Below are 20215 nucleotides of genomic sequence, written 5' to 3'. Positions count from 1 at the left end.
GTCAGAACTTCACGTTCGCGGTCAGCAGCACCGACCGCGTGGGGCCGGGGATGTAGCGCCCACCGTTGTTGTTCAAGCTGGCGACATACTTCTTGTTCGCCAGGTTGTAGACGTTGAGCTGCAGGTCGACGTTCTTGCTGACCTGGTAGCCCAGGTAGGCGTCGAACACCCAGTAGTCCGGCGTGCTCAGCATGTTGGTCGTGGCGGCCTGCGCCGTGTTGCTGATGGAGCGCACCACCGAGTCCACGTAGCGCGCGCCGCCCCCCACGGTCAGGCCGTTGTCGAAGCGGTAGGTGCTCCAGGCCGTGAAGGTCAGCTTGGGCGACCAGTTGATGCCCGCGCCCGTCTGCGCGGACGTGCCCTCCTTCACCTTGGTCGTCATGCGGGCCAGGCCAGCGCTCAGGTTCCAGGCCGGCGTGATCTGGCCGACCGCGCTCAGCTCGATGCCTTGCACCTGCTTCTTGCCGTACTGGGTGACCTCGCCGGTCACCGCGTCCACGGTGCCCAGGTCGTTGTTGACGGTGGTGCGGAACAGCGCGCCGCTCACCAGCAGGCGCTTGTCCATCAGCTCCCACTTGGTGCCCAGCTCGACGTTGGTCGCCTTGGAGGGGTCCATGTTGGGGTTGTTGATGTTGCCCTCGGCCGCGCTCAGCGTGAAGTTGCTGCCGCCCGGGGGCAGTTGCGAGGTCGACACCGACGCATACACGCTGCCGTTCGTCGCCGGCTTGTAGACCACGCCCAGCTTGCCGCTGAACAGCGTGTCGCTGGCCTTGATGTGGGTGCGCGTCTGCAGGCCATCGGCATCGGGCGCGGTGACGTTGTCGTTGGTGGTGCGGTAACGGTCCACGCGCACGCCGGCATTCAGCTGCCACTGCGGCGAAAACTCCAGGCTGTCGAACGCGTACACCGCCACGGTGTTGGTCTTGCCCTGGCTCACCTGGCCGCTGTCAACCACCGCCCGGCCGGTGATGGGGTCGTTCACGTTGGGGTTGTACAGGTCGGCCGGCGACATGGTGCCGGCACCGGCACGGCCACGCGTGGTCTGCTTCTCGTGGATCAGCTCCACGCCCGCGCTGAGCGCGTGCTTCACCGAGCCCGTGGCGAACTTGGTCGTCACGTTGGTCTGGTTGGTGATCAAGGTGTTTTCCTGCCAGCGCAGCTGGCGCGAGCGCGTGGCCGTCCAGGTGGCCGGGTCCAGGCGCGGCACGACCACGCTGTTCACGGTGTCGCTGACCACGCCGCTGGTGCCGGTGATGAGCTGGTCGATGCCGCTGCGGCCGGCGCGCGTCACGTTGCGCAGCGTGGTGTCGGGCGACAGGTCGTGCTCCACGCGCAGCGTGAGCTGGTCCGCCTTGGTCTTGCTGTAGTCGCTGGCGCTGCCGTAGTAGTTCGACGGGTCCACGGCCCGGATGTTGGTGACCCCGGCATTGGCCAGGGCCGCGTTGTAAAAGCCCGACAGGCCCACGGTTGGCACGCCGCCATCGGGGCGGTTGTTGAAGCGCACATGCACCAGGTCGGCAAACACGCGCGTGGGCGTGCCCAGGCCGAAGGCCAGCGATGGCGCCAGGCCATAGCCCTTGTTCTTGACCATGTCGCGGCCGGCGACGCCCGAGTTCTGGCCCATCACGTTGAGGCGCAGGGCCGAGGTGTCGCTCAGCGCGCGGTTGAGGTCCAGCGTGGCGCGCTTGGTGTCGGCCGAGCCGGCCGAGATGCGCGCCTCGGCGGCGTCCACCGTGGTCGGCACCTTGGTCGTCAGGTTGACGGTGCCCGAGGCCGTGCCGCGCCCATACTCCGAGCCCGACGCGCCCTTGATGACCTCGATCTGTTCCAGGTTGAAGGTGTCGCGCACCGGGCTGCCCAGGTCACGCACGCCGTCGACGAAGATGCTGCCGGTGGCGTCGAAGCCGCGCAGGAAGATGTTGTCCTTGGTGTTCGAGTTGCCACCCTCGCCCAGCAGCACGGTCACGCCGGGGGTGTTGCGCAGCGCCTCCTGCAGCGTGGTGGCGTTCTGCTCCTGCATCACCGTTTCCTTGATGACGGAGATGGTCTGCGGCGTGTCGACCAGCGGTTGCGTGAACTTGGGCGACGACAGGCCCTCGGCCTTGTAGGGCGCAGGGGCCGACTCCTTGACCTCGACGGTGGGCAAGGTGGCCGACTGCGCCGGCTGGGCGGGTTGAGCCGGCGCCGGCGTGGATGCGGTTTGGGCGTGCGCGGTGGCGCTCACGGCCACGGCCGCCATGGCCAGCCAGGGCGAGGCGGTGTGACGGGCGGAATGCTTGCGACTGCGGATGAATGAAGAGTCAGCCATGGATGACAGGTCCAAAAAATGAGGAACTGGCTGGCTGAGGCGGGGGCCTCTGGCTGGCTAGAGGATGCGGGTCCGAATGGGCATTCGGATGCAACATCAAATGATAATTATTCTCACTTCATGAACAAAGAACAATTCTTTGCATGTCTTCACCTGCACGACACCAACGCGTGCGCCGTTGCATGCCCGCGACACTTCAGGCCGAGCGTCGTGGCTTGGCCCGAGGCGCATGACCAGGGAAGACGTGGAGGCCGCCGACCCCACTCGGCTGCCGGTGCGCGCTGCGTGACGGGGCGTGATGGGACGGAACGCATCGCCGTTACGAACCTCAATGGGGTATCCCCCCATCATCGTTTCAAAGAAAACGGGAATGGCCCCATACCCCACCCGCACAGCATGCTGATGGCCTGACAGCCCTGCATGCCGTCTCGGTGGGGAAGATCCGCAGGCGGCGGACGGGCTGCGACCTCGCCGTTGAGGCATCAGCACTGGCTGGGCCGGCATGTCGCCTCGCTGCATGCAGCAGCACCTCACCGCGTGGGGCCACATGGACAAGCGCTGCCCTGCACCAGGCGGCGGTCTTCACTGGATGACCACCGAAACATTCGTCACGGCCCGCCGTCACGGCCAGTCGTCGCGGCCCGCCGTCACGGCCCGTTGTTGAGGACATTCACCTCGGACGGCCGCAGCGCAGCGTCCATCCGAGCCAGCCAGGGCTGCGCCCGCCGCTTCGCGCTGTGCGGGCAGTTCGGTGCGGACCGGCCGGCGCCGTCGGTTGTTCGACGGGCGGCCGGGTCTTGCTGCGCGTCAGCGCGGCAGCTCGCTGTCGCCCATGAGGAACTCGTCCACCGCGCGGGCGGCCTGACGGCCTTCGCGGATGGCCCAGACCACCAGGCTTTGGCCGCGGCGCATGTCGCCGGCAGCGAACACCTTGGCCACGTTGGTCGCGTAACCGCCGGTGAAATCGGTCGTGGCCTTGGCGTTGCCACGCGCGTCCTTCTCGATGCCGAAGGCGTCCAGCACCGTGGCAACGGGGTTGGTGAAGCCCATGGCGAGCAGCACCAGGTCGGCCGGCCAGTCCTTCTCGGTGCCCGCCACTTCGACGAGCTTGCCGTCCTTGAACTCGACCTGCACCGTGGTCAGGCTCTTGACCTTGCCTTTGTCGCCATTGAAGGTCTTGGTCGAGATGGCGAACTCGCGCACGCAGCCTTCGTCGTGGCTGGAGCTGGTGCGCAGCTTGATCGGCCAGTACGGCCAGACCAAGGGCTTGTTCTCCTGCTCGGGCGGCATGGGCATCACCTCGAACTGGGTGACGCTCTTGGCGCCGTGGCGGTTGCTGGTGCCCACGCAGTCGCTGCCGGTGTCGCCGCCGCCGATGACGACGACATGCTTGCCGTCGGCCCGGATCTGGCCCTTGAACTTGTCGCCCGCGTTGACGCGGTTTTGCTGCGGCAGGAACTCCATGGCGAAGTGCACGCCGTCGAGCTCGCGGCCGGGCACGGGCAGGTCACGCGAATGCTCGGCGCCGCCCGTCAGCAGCACGGCGTCGAAGTCCTGCTGCAGCTGCTCGGCCGAGATCGTTTCCTGGGCCAGGTTGGTCACCTTGCTGGCACCGCCCTCGGTGGGCATGGCGCCGATCAGCACGCCGGTGCGGATGTGAACGCCTTCGGCTTCCAGCTGCTTGACGCGGCGGTCGATGTGCGACTTGTCGAGCTTGAAGTCGGGGATGCCATAGCGCAGCAGGCCGCCCACGCGGTCGTTCTTCTCGAACAAGGTCACGTCATGGCCGGCGCGCGCCAGTTGCTGGGCGGCGGCCATGCCGGCCGGGCCCGAGCCGACCACGGCCACCTTCTTGCCGGTCTGGTGCTTGGCCGGGCGCGGCAGCACCCAGCCCTCTTCCCAGGCGCGGTCGATGATGGCGTGCTCGATCGACTTGATGCCGATCGGGTCGTCGTTGATGTTGAGCACGCAGGCCGCCTCGCAGGGTGCGGGGCAGATGCGGCCGGTGAACTCGGGGAAGTTGTTCGTCGAGTCCAGCACCGTGAAGGCATTGCGCCATTCGTTGCGGTACACCAGGTCGTTGAAGTCCGGGATGATGTTGTTGACCGGGCAGCCGTTGTTGCAGAACGGCGTGCCACAGTCCATGCAACGCGCGCCCTGGTTCTTGACCTGGGCCGAGTTCAGGCCGACGACGAATTCCTTGTAGTGCTTGAGGCGCTCTTGCGGCGGCGCGTAGGTTTCCTCGATGCGGTCGAGTTCCAGAAAGCCGGTGACTTTTCCCATGGTGATTCTCTCGTGGGTCGTGTGGGGTCAAGCGTCAATCACAAAGGCAGTATAGGCCTGCTGCCGTTTGTGATTGATCGCAAACTGGGTGATACTGGTCAGTTCAAATCAAGGATTCACTTGACCGACGCGGTGGCCTTGGCCGGAGCCTTGGCCTTGTCCAGCTGCCGAGCAGCCTGCTGCTTGGCGTAGATCTCGCCCAGGGCGCGCTTGTACTCGGTCGGGAAGACCTTGACGAACTTGGCGCGCGTCGACTCCCAGTTGTCCAGCAGTTCGCGGGCCCGGCGGCTGCCGGTCCAGCGCAGGTGGTCGGCCAGCAGCTTCTTCAGCTGGGCCTCGTCGGTCTCGCCGCGGTGCCAGACCCCACGCTCCACCGTGGCTTCCTGTTCGGCTTGCGGCAGCACCTTGTCCAGCGTCACCATGGCCGTGTTGCAGCGCTTGGCGAACTGGCCGTCTTCGTCGTAGACGTAGGCCACGCCGCCGCTCATGCCGGCCGCGAAGTTGCGGCCGGTCTTGCCCAGCACCGCCACGGTGCCGCCGGTCATGTACTCGCAGCCGTGGTCGCCCGTGCCTTCGACCACCGTCGTGGCACCCGACAGGCGCACGGCGAAGCGTTCACCGGCCACGCCGGCGAAGAACGACTCGCCCGTGGTGGCGCCGTACATCACGGTGTTGCCCACGATGATGTTTTCGGCTGCGACCCCGCGGAAGTCCAGGCTGGGACGCACGACCACACGGCCACCCGACAGGCCCTTGCCGGTGTAGTCGTTGGCGTCGCCGATCAGGTACAGCGTGATGCCGTTGCACAGGAAGGCACCGAAGGACTGGCCACCCGTGCCCTCCACCTGGATGTGGATGGTGTCGTCGGGCAGGCCTTCGGGGTGCACGCGGGTCACCGCGCCCGAGAGCATGGCGCCCACCGAACGGTTCACGTTGCGCACGTTTTCCAGGATGCGCACGCGCTCACCCTTGTCGATGGCCGGCTGCGACTTGGCGATGAGGATGTTGTCGAACGCCTTTTCGAGGCCGTGGTCCTGGGTGTCCACATGCAGGAAGGGCACATCGGCCGGCACCTGCGGACGGGCCAGCAGGCGCGAGAAGTCCAGGCCCTTGGCCTTCCAGTGCGCGATGCCCTGCTTCATGTCGAGCAGGTCCGAGCGACCGATCAGCTCGTCGAAGGTGCGGATGCCCAGCTGCGCCATGATCTGGCGTGCCTCCTCGGCGACGAAGAAGAAGTAGTTGACGACGTGCTCGGGCTTGCCGGTGAACTTCTTGCGCAGCACGGGGTCCTGCGTCGCCACGCCCACGGGGCAGGTGTTCAGGTGGCACTTGCGCATCATGATGCAGCCCTCGACCACCAGCGGCGCCGTGGCGAAGCCGAACTCGTCAGCGCCCAGCAGCGCGCCGATGACGACGTCGCGGCCGGTCTTCATCTGGCCGTCGGCCTGCACGCGGATGCGGCCGCGCAGGCGGTTCAACACCAGGGTCTGCTGGGTTTCGGCCAGGCCGATTTCCCAGGGCGAGCCCGCGTGCTTGATCGACGACCAGGGCGAGGCGCCCGTGCCGCCGTCGTGGCCGGCGATCACGACGTGGTCGGCCTTGCACTTGGCCACGCCGGCCGCGATGGTGCCAACGCCGATCTCGGACACCAGCTTGACGCTGATGGACGACTGCGAGGCGACGTTCTTCAGGTCATGGATCAGCTGGGCCAAGTCCTCGATCGAGTAGATGTCGTGGTGCGGCGGTGGCGAGATCAGGCCCACCCCGGGCACCGAGTAACGCTGTTTGCCGATGTACTCGGACACCTTGCCGCCCGGCAGCTGACCGCCTTCGCCGGGCTTGGCGCCCTGCGCCATCTTGATCTGCACCTGATCGGACGAGGCCAGGTACTCGGCCGTCACCCCGAAGCGGCCCGAGGCCACCTGCTTGATGCGCGAGCGCAGGCTGTCGCCGTCACGCAGCTCGTAGTCGGACTCGATCTGCTCCTTGCCGATGATGGAGGCCAGGGTTTCGCCCTGCTTGATCGGGATGCCTTTGAGCTCGTTGCGGTAACGCGCCGGGTCTTCGCCGCCTTCGCCGGTGTTGCTCTTGCCGCCGATGCGGTTCATGGCCACGGCCAGGGTCACGTGGGCTTCGGTCGAAATCGAGCCCAGCGACATGGCGCCGGTGGCAAAGCGCTTGACGATCTCGGCGGCCGACTCGACCTCGTCGACCGGGATGGCCTTGGCCGGGTCGATCTTGAACTCGAACAGGCCACGCAGCGTCATCTGACGACGGCTCTGGTCGTTGATGGTCTGCGCGTATTCCTTGTAGGTGCTGTAGTTGTTGGCGCGCGTGGCGTGCTGCAGCTTGGCGATCGCTTCGGGCGACCACATGTGCTCTTCGCCGCGCGTGCGCCAGGCGTATTCGCCGCCGGCGTCGAGCATGTTGGCCAGCACCGGGTCGTCGCCATAGGCCGCCTGGTGGCGACGCACCGACTCTTCGGCGATCTCGAACACGCCCAGGCCCTCGACGCGGCTGGGGGTGCCGGTGAAGTACTTGTCGATGGTGGCCGAGTTGATGCCGATGGCCTCGAACAGCTGCGCACCGCAGTAGCTCATGTAGGTGCTCACGCCCATCTTGGACATGATCTTGGACAGGCCCTTGCCGATCGCCTTGACGTAGTTGTAGATGGCTTTTTCGGGCGACAGGTCGCCCGGCAGCTCGGCGTGCATGGCGGCCAGGGTTTCCATGGCCAGGTAGGGGTGCACAGCCTCGGCGCCGTAGCCTGCCAGCACGGCGAAGTGGTGCACTTCACGCGCCGAACCCGTCTCCACCACCAGGCCGCACTCGGTGCGGCGGCCTTCGCGGATCAGGTGCTGATGGATGGCCGACAGCGCCAGCAGCGACGGGATGGCGACCTTGTCGGTGCCAATGCCCTTGTCGCTGATGATCAGGATGTTGTGGCCGCCCTTGATGGCGTCCACCGCCTGCGCACACAGCGAGGCCAGGCGCGCTTCCACGCCCTCCGGGCCCCACGACAGCGGGTAGGTGATGTCGAGCACCGCCGAGCTGAACTTGCCGCCGGTGAAGGCGCCGATGTTGCGCAGCTTGGCCATGTCCTCGAAACCGAGGATGGGCTGGCTGACCTCGAGCCGCATCGGCGGGTTGACCTGGTTGATGTCCAGCAGGTTGGGCTTGGGCCCGATGAAGGACACCAGCGACATCACGATGGCTTCGCGGATCGGGTCGATCGGCGGGTTGGTCACCTGGGCGAACAGCTGCTTGAAGTAGTTGTACAGCGGCTTGTTCTTGTCCGACAGCACGGCCAGCGGGCTGTCGTTGCCCATGGAGCCGATGCCCTCTTCGCCGTTGGCGGCCATGGGGCTGAGCAGGAACTTGATGTCTTCCTGGGTGAAGCCGAAGGCCTGTTGGCGGTCCAGCAGCTCCGGGCTGACGTCGGCCACGCCGTCGGTGGCGGGCTCGCCGAGCAGGCCCGAGGTGTCGGTGCCGGCCTCGCCCGCTTCCGGGTGCACCACGTCGTCCAGGCGGATGCGCAGGTCTTCGATCCAGCGCGTGTAGGGGCGCGCGTTGGCGAGGCTGGCCTTGACCTCCTCGTCATCGATCATGCGGCCCTGCTCGAAGTCGATCAGGAACATCTTGCCAGGCTGCAGGCGCCACTTGCGCACGATCTTGTGCTCGGGCACGGGCAGCACGCCCGACTCCGAGCCCATGATCACCAAGTCGTCGTCCGTCACGCAAAAGCGCGCCGGGCGCAGGCCGTTGCGGTCCAGCGTGGCGCCGATCTGGCGGCCGTCGGTGAACACGATGGAGGCCGGGCCGTCCCAGGGCTCGATCATCGAGGCGTGGTACTCGTAGAACGCGCGGCGGCGCTCGTCCATGGTCGTGTGCTGCTCCCAGGGCTCGGGGATCATCATCATCACGGCCTGGGCCAGCGGGTAGCCGGCCATGGTCAGCAGCTCCAGGCAGTTGTCGAAGGTGGCCGTGTCCGACTGGTGGGCGAAGCTGATCGGGTAGAGCTTGGGCAGGTCGTTGCCCAGCACCGGCGAGCTCATCACGCCTTCGCGCGCGCGCATCCAGTTGTAGTTGCCCTTGACGGTGTTGATTTCACCGTTGTGGGCCACGTAGCGGTAGGGGTGGGCCAGCGGCCACTCGGGGAAGGTGTTGGTCGAAAAGCGCTGGTGCACCAGGCCCAGGGCCGACACGCAACGCGGGTCTTCCAGGTCGTTGTAGTAGGTGCCGACCTGGTCGGCCAGCAGCAGACCCTTGTAGATCACCGTGCGGCTGCTCATGCTGGGCACGTAGTACTCTTTGCTGTACTTGAGCTGCAGGTTCTGGATGGCGGCGCTGGCCGTCTTGCGGATCACGTACAGCTTGCGCTCCAGCGCATCCTGCACGATGACGTCGGCACCGCGGCCGATGAACACCTGGCGGATCACCGGCTCTTTCTCGCGCACGGTGGGCGACATCGGCATGTCGCGGTTGACGGGCACGTCGCGCCAGCCCAGCAGCACCTGGCCTTCGGCCTTGATGGCGCGCTCGACCTCTTCCTCACACGCCAGACGCGAGGCGTGTTCCTTGGGCAGGAAGATCATGCCCACGCCGTACTCGCCCGCGGGCGGCAGGTTGACGCCCTGCTTGGCCATGTCTTCGCGATACAGACCGTCGGGCAGCTGAATCATGATGCCCGCGCCGTCGCCCATCAGCTTGTCCGCGCCCACGGCGCCGCGGTGGTCGAGGTTTTCCAGGATCTTGAGCGCCTGCGTGACGATGTCGTGGCTCTTCTGGCCTTTGATGTGGGCCACAAAGCCCACGCCACAGGCGTCGTGTTCCAAAGCGGGGTCGTACAGGCCGTTGGCGTGCAACTGGCCCTGTTCAGCCAAGGTGGTCATGCGCAAATCCTTTGATTTGTGGGGTACTGCTCTCGCGGGAGTGCGATCATAAAACCATTGCAAGCTTGGGGCCAAGTTTTTTAAATGGGGTCAGATATTAATTAAATAACCAATCAGAAAACTCAACATTTAATTGGGGACATATTAAAAACAGACGCAGGCCACGCCCCGCCAACGGATCCTTTCACCCCCGTGTGACACGCCGTCAAGCGCCCCGCCATGCGAGCGGCCACATCCGCTCGTCTGGCCGCACCGGGTCACCCACCAAGCGCTCATCTTGCTCGGGGTTCTATGGAGTATTGACCCACTGTCGTTGTTCACGAAACGGGAATCAGCACATACCCCGACCTCATCAAGTCGGTTCAACCATCCCGTCGGCAGCCCCCCGCCGCGGACGCCCTCGCCGACCAGGCTGCACGCGTCGCCCGACCTGCTGCGTCAGCTGACTCAAGAAGGCCTCGTCGCCCATGGCCCAGCCGCTGGTCACCGCCTGGGCAATGCGCTCGGCCAGCGCCGCCGACACGCCCTCGTTCAGGCGCGCGCGGTAGCGCAATTCGCGCTCGAAGGGCGTGTTGCCCAGCGCCCAATAAGCGGGCGGCGCCACCAGCCAGGGCTCGCCACCCTCACCCAGATGGTGCGTCGCGCTGCTCCAGGCGTGGTCTTCGGCGCGTGGCACCAGCCCCAGCCGCACGGGCAAGGTGTCCACGTACAGCAGGTGGTCCAGCATGTGACGCTCAGGCTGGAAGACCATGCTGCGGAAACGCCCGTCCCACAAGCTGCCACGGCGTTGGTGGCGGGCGTTGAAGTAACGGCCATAGCGCCGACCGAGCGCCTGCATGAACAGCGACACCCCGGCCTCGGTCTGCGGCGTGAGCAGCCAGTGCACGGCCCCGGGCACCAGGGCAAAGCCGTGAATTTGCACCGACGTGGTGCGAGCCATTTCGCCTGCCAGCGCCAGCAGCTGCACGTGATCGGCCGCATCCAGCGCCACCGGCTGTGCGTTGTGGCCACGCTGCAACACATGGTGGGGCAAGCCCCCGGCCGCCAGCCGATTCAAACGCGCCATCTCACCACCCCAAGCCCGAGAAGCGTCGATTGTCCCCCGGCGCGACACCCGACGCGGACCGCGATCGCTCGCCGGCTGCGCCCGCCCGTCACGGCGAGCCTGCAGACCGGGCGGATGGCCGTGCCGGCAGGTGGCTGATCCGCAGGTTCGGGACGGCACGGCTGGCGTGCCGCCGTTCGCGCCACGCCTGCGCATCGGTCAGGACAGCCCACAGCGACACGCGACGGATCCAGTCCAGGCGCCAGCCCCCTCGACACCGCCCGCTGGAAGTTGCGGCGCCCCCGTCGCGAGGAGCGCACCGAGTTTTCGCCCGCTGGCCCACGCTGACTGGCGCGTCGCGCTGGTCAGGACCGGTTGCAGTACCAGCCTGCTCAACGGCGCCCCCGCGAACCCCATGCCCACTGAGACCCGTCGCCGCGCCTGGCCCCTTGGCGCCAACCGGCCGCGCTCGGCCGGATTGAGGCCCGGGCTGGCCTGCAACCCACCGCGCGAGCTCACAGGATCTGGCTGTTCCAGGTGCGGCTGCCCTGGTAGCGCTGCTGCCAGCTGTCGATGCGCCACTGGCCGGCCTTGCGCAACAGCGTGAAGCGGCTTTCCACGATGGGCCAGCGGTTCGAGAAGAAGGCCCCGCGCGTGGTCGCGCCCGCGTGGGTGCCGGCCTGTTCGGGCTCGTCCACCGGCAGCATGCGGTGCTGGGTGGTGACGAGGCACCTGCTGGCGGTCGGCCACTCCAGCGCCAGCAGGTCCAGGTGCAGTGGCACATCCGGCTTGGCGCTGATCGAGGCGCGCGGGTACTTGCGCACGCGCGGCGTGGCATAGGCCTGGCGCAGCGCCATGGCGCCCGCCAGCTGCTGCCACATCACGCCCATGTCCAGGTGGGCCCGACCCGGTGGGGCCTCGGCGCCCCGGGCGTCGGCGATGGCCTGACTCGCCCCGCGCTCCCAGTGGTTCATGGCGTGCACCCAGCTGCGCAGCGCCGCCGTGGGGCTGGCCCAGGCCGGTGCCAGCCGTTCGGCCAGCGCGGCGTGAAAGGCGTCGCCAAACGCTGAGGCGTCCTCGCCGTTGGCCAGACTGCGCCAGTTGGGCTGCTGAAACGCGGGAAAGTCAGCGGGCCAGCGCAGCACGGCCAGCGGCTCGTCGGGCCAGGGCAGCAGGTCGCTGGGCGGCGCCGGCGCGTCGGCACGCAGCGCGGGAGGCAGCAAGGCATCCAGGCGCGCGGCCAAGGCCGCGAAGCCGTTGCGGCGCGCCAGGTCGGCGGCGGTGGCGCCCACGCCGTCCTGGGCGGCCACCTGCGCCCCGGCGGCCAGCAACAGGGCCACGGCCTCGTCGCTGCCCGCCTGGGCCGCGGCCATGAGCGGCGTGCGCCCATGCTCGTCGGCCTGGTGCTCGGTGTCGACGCCAGCGGCCAGCAAGGCCTGCACCAGCGCCACCGCGTTGTCGCTGGCGGCCCAACCCAGGGCCGTCCAGCCCATCACGGCATCGGGGGTGTTCAGCGCCACGCCGCGCGCCAGCAACCACGCGACCGTGGCCGCCTGTCGGGCGATCACGGCCTCGATCAGCGGGGTGCGGATCTTCCACAGGGCCGACAGGTCTTCGCCTGCTTCGGCCAGGGCGGCCAGCTTGTCGATGTCGCCGCGCTCGGCGGCCTGGTTGCGGGTGCGGCTCATGCTCTCTCCTTCAACGACGCCCGATCAGACGGGTTCCCTAGTTGATAGGCAGCCTGGGCGCGCGCTCGCACAATCCGCTTCGCCCTCGGTGCCACCGAGGGGTGACCCATCCGCAGGCAGCGAGGAGCCCCCGCCCCATGAACATCGACCATCTTTTTTCCCTCCAAGGCCGCAGCGCGCTGATCACTGGCGGCTCGCGCGGCATCGGCCGCATGATCGCCGAAGGCTACGTCCGTGCAGGCGCGCGCGTGTACATCTCCGCCCGCAAGGCCGAGGCCTGCGATGCCACGGCAGCCGAGCTGTCGGCCCTGGGCCATTGCGTGTCGCTGCCGGGCGACGTGTCCACGCTGGCGGGCATCCAGCAGCTGGTGGCCGACTTGCAGCAGCACGAGCAAAGCCTGGACATCCTGGTCAACAACGCCGGCGCGGCCTGGGGCGCGCCCTATGACCAATTCCCCGAAAGCGGCTGGGACAAGGTGGCCGACCTGAACATGAAGACGCCCTTCTTCCTGACGCAGGCGCTGACGCCCATGCTGGAAGCCGCCGCCACCGATCACCTGGCCAAGGTGATCCACGTCGCCTCCATCGACGGCGTCTCCGTCAACCGCTGGGACACCTACTCGTACAGCGCCAGCAAGGCCGGCCTGATCCACCTGACCAAGCGCATGGCCCTGGAGCTGGCACCGCGGCGCATCGTCGTCAGTGCCATCGCGCCCGGCCCGTTCCCGTCCGAGATGAACAAAAACGCGCGTGACCACGCCGAAGAGGCCGCCGCGCGCACCCCGATCGGCCGCATCGGCAAGCCCGAAGACATGGCTGGCGCCGCCATCTACCTGGCCTCGAACGCCGGCGACTACGTGGTGGGCGGCACGCTGGTGGTGGACGGCGGCTGCGCCTGGGCACGCTGAACATGGGTATGGCTTGGTTGCCGTTTTGAAGCCAACGGCAAGGGCCACATACCCCATCTGAGCCTCACCCGGATGCCGCGCAAGGCCTGGCCCGCACGGCATCGCGCCCGGTGTCAGCACTGGCTGAAATCGGGCTTGCGCTTGTCCAAAAACGCGCTGAACGCTTCCTTGGCGGCCGGCTCGACCAGCATGCGCTGGAAGACCTCGCGCTCTTCCTCGATGCGCGCGTTGATGTGCGGCTGCACGCCCAGCTTGAGCAGGCGCTTGGTCTCGATGAGCGAGGCCAGCGGCTTGGCGGCCATCTTGCGGGCCTGCGCCTGGGCATAGGCATTGAGCTCGGTGGGCGGCACGATGCGGCACACCAGGCCGGCTTCCTGCGCGGCCTCGGCGTAAAAGGCCTCGCCGGTCAGCAGCGCCTCGGACGCGCGCTGGTGGCCGAACAGGCGCGGCAGCAGGTAGCTGACGGCCGCCTCGGGGCACAGGCCCAGGTTGACGAACGGCACCGAAAACACGGCGTTGTCGCCCGCGAACACCAGGTCGCAATGCAGCAGCAAGGTGGTGCCCACGCCCACGGCCGGCCCGGCGACGGCGGCGATCAGCGGCTTGGGAAACCCGGCGATGCAGCGCAGGAAGCGGAAGGCCGGCGCGTCGGCCGTGACGGGCGGCGTGTGCAGGAACTCGCCCAGGTCGTTGCCGGCGGTGAACGCCGTCTCGTGCCCCTGGATGAGGACCACGCGCACCTGGGTATCGGTGGCTGCCGATGTGAGTGCCTCGATCATGGCCTCATACATCGGGTTGATCAGCGAATTCTTCTTGGCCGGCCGGTTGATGGTCAGCGTCAGCACGCCGGCTTCGGTGTGCGTCAGGATGTCGGAGGTCATGCGGCACTCATTCCTTGTAATAGACCAGCTGGTGCGTGGTGGCCAGCACCTCGCCATCGGGCGCCCACAGCACGGCGGACTGGTCGCAGTAGCCGTTGAACGCGGCGTGCATGCGGGCGCGGCCCAGGATGTGGGCGCTGCCCGTGGCCGCCAGCTTGGCGGCGTCGGCATGGTAGTACACCGTCATGGACACGGTGCCGGCCGGCACACGCAGCGCGCGGCGGCGCCAGATGCGCGGGAAGAACACATCGGCCAGGCCGGTCAGCCCGACGAAATCCAGCGGGCGCGGCGGCTCATCGCTCATCCACACCGTGCTCTGGCTGTCGTGCTCGCTGCCGTCCCAGGCGGTGTGGATGTCGCCGTCCACCAGCCGCTGGTCGTAGCGGTTCAGCCACTCCACGGCGTTTTTCACGCGCCGCGTGGCCAGGGTGCTGGCGGACGGCACCGGCGGCAGCGGGTGGTCAACGCTGCTGTAGGTGTCGCGGCGCACCGCGGTCATGGCCGTGCCGGTGATGACGGTCTGCGGCTGGCCGGCATCGTCGTTCTGCACGAACTCGATCGTCCAGTGCTGGGTGGACCGGTTGGTGCGCACCGGCCGCGTGTGGATGGTGAACGGCCCATAGGCCAGCGCCGCCGCGTAGTTGATCGTCAGCGCCACGGGCACGCCCAGCAGCTGCGGGTGCTGCAGCACCGACTGCACGGCCTGCGCCGCGGTGATGCCGCCGTACGGGCCCACCATGTTGGCGTAGCCGGGATGGGTCTGGCCCTGCCAGATCACGGTACCGCCCTGCGGATCGGGCCCCTGCGACAGCGTGAGGACAACGGCTTCGTCCAAGGGGTGGCTGGTTGCGGTCAATTCAAGCTCCTCTGATGGGTAACCGTACATGCTAGCGGCACGCCCCAGGCGGCCACGATCACCTGAGCGCTTGCGTGCTGCAGTGCAGCCATGCCCACCTCCCGTCCGTCCCCCCGATCCCCGCAAAGCTCGAGCCAACCCCGGCGTGCCGACGGCCACCCCAGGCGGGCAGCGGCCGCGCGGGCTTGATGCGACAATCCGCGCTTTGATTTTCGCCCGCCTGCGCGCCCCGACCGGGCCTGCCGACGCGACGTTTCATGAGCACCTGCACCTGCTGTCACCAGGGCCAACTGCAACCCCTCACGCTGGACAACGGCCTGTTCGTCTATGCCTGCAACGCCTGCCAGGGCTACGCGCTAGACATCGCCACCTACTTGGACTGGCGCCGTGAGCAACCGCCGCTGCAGGCCAGCCCGCACGCGCCGGTGGGCATCCAGCCGCCGCATGCCGACCACCGGCACGCCCTGCACTGCCCCGCCTGCCAACGGTTGATGCTCAAGTACCGCGTGCATGCAGGCGACAGCCCCAGCATCGACACCTGCCTGCGCTGCGACTGCATCTGGCTCGACGGCGGCGAGTGGGACTACCTGCAGGCCATCGGCCTGCACACCAGCCTGACGGCCATCTCGACCGCCGCCTGGCAGGCGCGCCGCGCCCAGCTCACCGTCAACCTGCGCCGCGCCGAGCAGGACCGCGAGCAGCTCGGTGACGAGGTCTACGCCCAAGCGCAGCAGGTGCTGGCCTGGCTGCAGGAACAGCCCGAACGCAAGCACATCCTCAAGATGCTGCACCGCCTGAACTGAAGATGCGGCGCTTCCGCGCTGCTCGTTCGCGGCCCCCAACGGGGCTCCGCCTTGCCTGGAGCCTGTGCGCTGAGACAGGTCGCCCAGCTGGCGTGCGCAATGGACCCCAGGCATTTCACCTGACCCTGCGCGCCATCGAGGTCATCACGCGCTTGCCGCAGGGCGCTGACCTGATCCGCGTGCCCAGGGCCTGAGCGGTCGCTCAGCGGCCTGCCCCCTCTCGCTCACCACCGTCCTCCACGTCCAGCAGCGCCTCGGCCGCGCCGGATCGCATGGCCCAAATGCCCTGCGTGCGTCCGGCAGCCCGATGGATCGCCGACAATGGCCGCTTTCTTGACGCGGTGGGACTCTGGGACATGGATGGTTTGACGGTAGCCTTGGTGGCGGTGATCGTGATGTACGGCCTGCGCGCCAAGGAGACCCGCGAACGCATCCAGCTGCTGGGCGCGCACCTGCAGTCCTTCGAGATCGAGCGCCTGCTGGAGCAGCTGCACACCGGCTACCAGCGCGCCCTGTCCGAGCAGCAAGCCGGCACGCGCGAACTCATCTGGCAACAGCTCGAGAACGCCGAACGCCAACTGGGACGCCAGGCCCAGGAACTGACCAAAGCCTTTGCCCAGGTGCCCGCCGAGCGCGCCCGGGTCAGCAAATGGGCCGGTACCCTGCCCTACGTCTCGCGCTGGCTGCCCCAAACCTGCTTCGACATGCGCGAGATGCTGGCCGTGCACGCCCAGGGCCTGATCGACACCGCCCAGAACACCGAAGGCCTGCCGCCCAAGCAGAAGGCCTTTCGCATGCTGGCCGAGATGCTGTTGTTCCAGCACAGCTGCCACTGGTTCTGCAAAAGCCGCTCGGTGGCCACGGCCCGCATGGTGCTGCGCCACCAGACCGCGCCCGAGCAGGCGGTGGACGCCGTCTCGCCGCGCACGCGCGAGGCCTACCTGAAGGTGCTGGGCGAACAGGCGGGCTGAGCCCGGTCGGCAGCCCCGCCGTCGAGCTCGGGCCTGCATCGCCACGGCCAGGCCAGCGGCCTGGGGCCGATGCAGAGCTGGCCCATCGCACCTGCGCATTGGCGCAGCGGCCCGCTTCACCGGGTCAGCAACGGGACCCGCCTTGACCGGACCAGTGGCCGCCGACGTGATCACCTGCGCCAGCGGGCGCATCGCCTGCGCGCGCAGATCGGCCCACCCGCCAACCGCGGCAACCTGCCATGCCGCGCTCGGCAACCGTCCGAGGAGCCGAGGTGGCAGGACTGCTTGGTCCCGTGAGGCCACACCGTCAGCCATCAGCAACGAGCAACGAGCAACGAGCAGTATGGCCTCATGGATGTTTCACATTTAACGGGAACTGTTCGATACCCCATTCACCGATGCAACATCCCCTTTGAAGGGCGAGCGCTCGGCCAGGTGGTCGAGGTAGGCGTGCACGCCCTCGCCTTCGCGCGCCAGGAAGCGCGCCACGGCATCGGCGAAATCGGGCCGCGCCAGCCAGTGCGCGCTGTGGGTGGCCACCGGCATCAGCGCGCGCGCCATCTTGTGTTCGCCCTGTGCCCCACCTTCGAACCGCGACACGCCGTGCGCCAGGCACCAGGCGATCGGCTGGTAGTAGCAGGCCTCGAAATGCAGGCAGTCCACGCGTTCCAGCGCCCCCCAGTAGCGCCCGTGGGCCGCCACCACGCGCCCGCCGGCGTCGTGGGTCAGCCCGATCAGGCTGCAGGCGATGGGCTGTGGCACGCCGGCCTCGGCCGCCGCGTGCTCGTGCCCGCTCGCGGCGGGCTGGCCAGGCCCGATGGCGGACCCCGGCTGCGGAGTCAGCGCCTGAGCTGCGCCTGCAGCGGCTGACGCCTCGACGGTCGCCCGCGCGGCAACCGGGGCGCCATCCGGCCCGTCGCCCGGCACGGCCACGCGCTCGGCCACGAACAGCAGCCAGGCTTCGGGCATGTCACGCGCCATGGCCTCGAAGAACGCCCGCGTGAGGTAGGGCGCGTTGCCATGTTCCCAATAGGTCTGCTCGTAGCAGCGGTAGAAAAAATCCCAGTCGGCCGCCGTGATCTCGTGCCCTTGCAGCACGCGAAAGCGCACCCCGGCATCGCGCACGCGGCGGCGTTCCTGCTGAATCTTCTTGCGCTTGTCGCGCTGCAGGGTCTGCAAAAAGGCCTCGAAGTCCGGGCGTGCCGGCTCTCCGGTCTCCCCGGCCTCGCTGGCGCCTGTACCGGTGTGGACGGCAGGCGCCCAGTGGAACTGCACGGTCTCGCGGCGCATCAGGTGCAGGCGCTCGGCGCAGGCCAGGTCGGCCTCGCTGCCGAACAGCAGGTGCAGCGACGACAACTCCGCCGCCTCGCACCACTGCAGCACGCCTGCCAGCAGCGCCCGCCGCGTCTCGTCGCTGGGGGCCAGCAGGCGCGTGCCGGGCACGGGGGTGAACGGCACGGCCAGCACGGCCTTGGGGTAGTACGACAGCCCGTGGCGGGCGTAGGCGTCGGCCCAGGCCCAATCGAACACGTACTCGCCATAAGAATGCGACTTGACGTAGGCCACGCAGGCGGCCACCCAGTCCGGCCTGGCCTGGCCATCGGCCGCGGCCTCGTGCAGCGTGAACCACACGGCCTGCCAGCCGGTGTCGGCCACGGCGCTGCCGCTGGCCTGCATCGCCGCCAGGTAGGCGTGGCGCATGAAGGGCGTGGGCGCGTCCTGCATGGCGAGCAAGGCGTCCCAGCGCTCGGCGTCCACGGCATCGGGGGAGGTGTGCAGCTGCAGCACCCAATCGGGACCGTCCGGCGGTGGGACAGACGGGGCGCTGGTGTGGGAAGGGGGGTCAACAGGCGTCACGGGCCCGATCATCTCAGGCTTTGTCGGCCACTGCGATGGACCGGCCATCAAGAGCAGGTATGTGCACATTCTCGATCTCCATGCATCGAGAATGGCGTGATACCCCACAACCTCCAACCCCTGTCGCCCACATGGCAACCGGGCTTTCGCCCAGCCACCAGGCCGTGCCATCGCCGCACATGCCAACGCTGCGTCGGCAGCGTCCCCGCCCCGCCCTCGCGCCCGCCGCATCGCCCGCCGCACTGCGGACCGGGTGGTACAAACCAGGGTCACACCGCATCTGGCCATGAGCACCCGTTCACCCCACCGCCCGTCCCCCCACGAGGACAGCCCGCACATCATCTGCACCGTGGATGTGGTGGCGCTGACGCTCATCGCCACGCGCCTGCACGTGGCCCTGCTCCAGCGGGCCCAGCCCCCGGCCCAGGGCGACTGGGCGCTGCCAGGCGGCTACGTCCACGCCCAGACCGATGCCGACACCAGCGCCGCGGCCCGCCGCGTGCTGGCCGACAAACTCGGCATGCACGGCGTCTACCTCGAACAGCTGGCCACCTTCAGCGGCCCGCGGCGCGACCCGCGCGGCTGGTCCCTGTCCGTCGCCCATTGCGCGCTGCTGCCCGCCGACGCCCTGCCGGCGCAAGGCCCGGCCGGCGCCATCCGCTGGGTGGACGTGCAGCAGCTGCCCGGCCTGCCGTTCGACCACGCGGCCATCGTCGCCGCTGCGCTGGCCCGCGTGCGCAACAAGTCGCAGTACTCGTCGCTGCCGGTCCACCTGTGCGGCGAGCAGTTCACGCTGCCGCAGCTGCAGGCGGTCTACGAGGCGGTGCTGGGCGACACGCTGAACAAGGTCAGCTTTCGCCGCAAGATGGACGACATGGGCCTGCTGGAAGCCGTGCCCGGTGCCATGCTGACGGGCGCCGCCCACCGGCCCGCTCAGTTCTGGCGCGTGCGCCCCGCCTACCGCCAACACCTGGCGGTGACGCCGCGCGGGCTGTGAAACGGCTTGCCCGCCGCACCGAATCGCCACAGCCTTTCAGGCAGTATCTGCAATTTTCCGATTTCAATTCGACGAGAACAGGCCGATACTGCCACCTCACTCAACGTCCAAGTGGCTGCTGAGTGTGAGGACAACCCGCCACGCGCCACCCACGGAGCCCTCATGACCGAAGCCCAGTTCTGGCAACTCATCGACACGCTGCGCGACGAAGCGCCCCCGGACCCGGCCCAGCGCCTGGCCGAGCTGCTGGGCGGCGACGTGCAGCAGCTCGTGGCGTTCCACCGCTGGTGGACCCTGAAGGCTGACGCGGCCTACGACTGGCCACTGTGGGACGCCGCCTATGTGCTGCTGGGCGGCTGTTCGGACGATGGCTTCTGGGACTTTCGCCAAGCCCTGGTCGGCAGGGGCCAGGCAGCCTACGAGGCCATCACGCGCGACCCCGACGCCATCGTCGACTGGTTCGAGGACGAAGACGATTTCTACGACCAGACCCAGGCCCTGGGCGAGCTCAACCACGGGGTGCAGCGTGTCTGGCGCGCGCTCACCGGTGCGGCCGACCACGCCGGCATCGAGCACCCGGACCTGACGCTGCGCACCACCCCCACCGGCACGCCCAGGCCCGACGACGCCGACGAGGAAGCGGGCTTGCGCGCCAGCGTGCCGCGCGGCTTTGCCCGTTACGCCGAGGACGGGGACGCCGAGGACTGACGGCAAGGGCACAGGCAC

Annotated in this window: 13 protein-coding genes; 5 read left to right on the top strand and 8 right to left on the bottom strand. The window is 68.3% G+C overall.

The window, feature by feature from the left end; translation table 11 throughout:
- Nucleotide 1: 1 nt before the first annotated feature.
- The 5 genes from CCO03_RS03600 to CCO03_RS03580 form a co-directional block, all read right to left on the bottom strand.
- On the bottom strand, nucleotides 2–2308 hold the full coding sequence (locus tag CCO03_RS03600; RefSeq protein WP_087277372.1) for a catecholate siderophore receptor Fiu: 2307 nt from the start codon (nucleotides 2306–2308) through the stop codon (nucleotides 2–4).
- Between the two features lie 807 nt (nucleotides 2309–3115).
- Nucleotides 3116–4591, bottom strand: a complete 1476-nt coding sequence (locus tag CCO03_RS03595; protein ID WP_087277369.1) for a glutamate synthase subunit beta — start codon at nucleotides 4589–4591, stop codon at nucleotides 3116–3118.
- Between the two features lie 116 nt (nucleotides 4592–4707).
- Entirely contained in the window at nucleotides 4708–9483 is a 4776-nt protein-coding gene (locus CCO03_RS03590; RefSeq protein WP_087277366.1) for a glutamate synthase-related protein, read from the bottom strand.
- 352 nt (nucleotides 9484–9835) lie between these two features.
- On the bottom strand, nucleotides 9836–10549 hold the full coding sequence (locus tag CCO03_RS03585) for a transposase (protein ID WP_157667478.1): 714 nt from the start codon (nucleotides 10547–10549) through the stop codon (nucleotides 9836–9838).
- A 494-nt stretch (nucleotides 10550–11043) separates the two neighbouring features.
- Complete coding sequence (locus CCO03_RS03580) at nucleotides 11044–12216, bottom strand: ankyrin repeat domain-containing protein (protein ID WP_087277361.1); 1173 nt, start codon at nucleotides 12214–12216, stop codon at nucleotides 11044–11046.
- A gap of 137 nt (nucleotides 12217–12353) precedes the next feature.
- Here CCO03_RS03580 and CCO03_RS03575 point away from each other — a divergent pair, with 137 nt between their 5' ends.
- The gene (locus CCO03_RS03575; RefSeq protein WP_087277358.1) at nucleotides 12354–13124 is read left to right on the top strand and encodes an SDR family oxidoreductase; all 771 of its coding nucleotides are present in this window, start codon (nucleotides 12354–12356) and stop codon (nucleotides 13122–13124) included.
- A gap of 113 nt (nucleotides 13125–13237) precedes the next feature.
- On the opposite strand, the gene CCO03_RS03570 is transcribed toward CCO03_RS03575, so the two are convergent.
- Nucleotides 13238–14005, bottom strand: coding sequence for an enoyl-CoA hydratase (locus tag CCO03_RS03570; protein WP_087277355.1), 768 nt, complete (start codon nucleotides 14003–14005; stop codon nucleotides 13238–13240).
- A gap of 7 nt (nucleotides 14006–14012) precedes the next feature.
- Entirely contained in the window at nucleotides 14013–14861 is an 849-nt protein-coding gene (locus tag CCO03_RS03565) for an acyl-CoA thioesterase (RefSeq protein ID WP_087277353.1), read from the bottom strand.
- Nucleotides 14862–15118: 257 nt separating this feature from the next.
- On the opposite strand from CCO03_RS03565, the gene CCO03_RS03560 reads away from it, so the two are divergent.
- Together CCO03_RS03560 and CCO03_RS03555 are read left to right on the top strand one after the other, a co-directional pair.
- The gene (locus CCO03_RS03560; RefSeq protein ID WP_087277350.1) at nucleotides 15119–15664 is read left to right on the top strand and encodes a TFIIB-type zinc ribbon-containing protein; all 546 of its coding nucleotides are present in this window, start codon (nucleotides 15119–15121) and stop codon (nucleotides 15662–15664) included.
- Nucleotides 15665–16020: 356 nt separating this feature from the next.
- On the top strand, nucleotides 16021–16635 hold the full coding sequence (locus tag CCO03_RS03555; RefSeq protein ID WP_087277347.1) for a hypothetical protein: 615 nt from the start codon (nucleotides 16021–16023) through the stop codon (nucleotides 16633–16635).
- Nucleotides 16636–17001: 366 nt separating this feature from the next.
- On the opposite strand, the gene CCO03_RS03550 is transcribed toward CCO03_RS03555, so the two are convergent.
- The gene (locus tag CCO03_RS03550) at nucleotides 17002–18504 is read right to left on the bottom strand and encodes a GNAT family N-acetyltransferase (protein WP_087277344.1); all 1503 of its coding nucleotides are present in this window, start codon (nucleotides 18502–18504) and stop codon (nucleotides 17002–17004) included.
- A gap of 274 nt (nucleotides 18505–18778) precedes the next feature.
- On the opposite strand from CCO03_RS03550, the gene CCO03_RS03545 reads away from it, so the two are divergent.
- Complete coding sequence (locus CCO03_RS03545; protein ID WP_087277341.1) at nucleotides 18779–19489, top strand: NUDIX hydrolase; 711 nt, start codon at nucleotides 18779–18781, stop codon at nucleotides 19487–19489.
- Nucleotides 19490–19651: 162 nt separating this feature from the next.
- Nucleotides 19652–20197 (top strand): DUF4240 domain-containing protein, encoded by a 546-nt coding sequence (locus CCO03_RS03540; RefSeq protein ID WP_087277338.1) that lies wholly within the window; start codon nucleotides 19652–19654, stop codon nucleotides 20195–20197.
- Nucleotides 20198–20215: the final 18 nt, after the last annotated feature.

This window comes from Comamonas serinivorans, from assembly GCF_002158865.1.
GTDB classification, from domain to species: domain Bacteria; phylum Pseudomonadota; class Gammaproteobacteria; order Burkholderiales; family Burkholderiaceae_C; genus Comamonas_E; species Comamonas_E serinivorans.
This window is presented reverse-complemented; position numbering and strand designations above follow the sequence as displayed.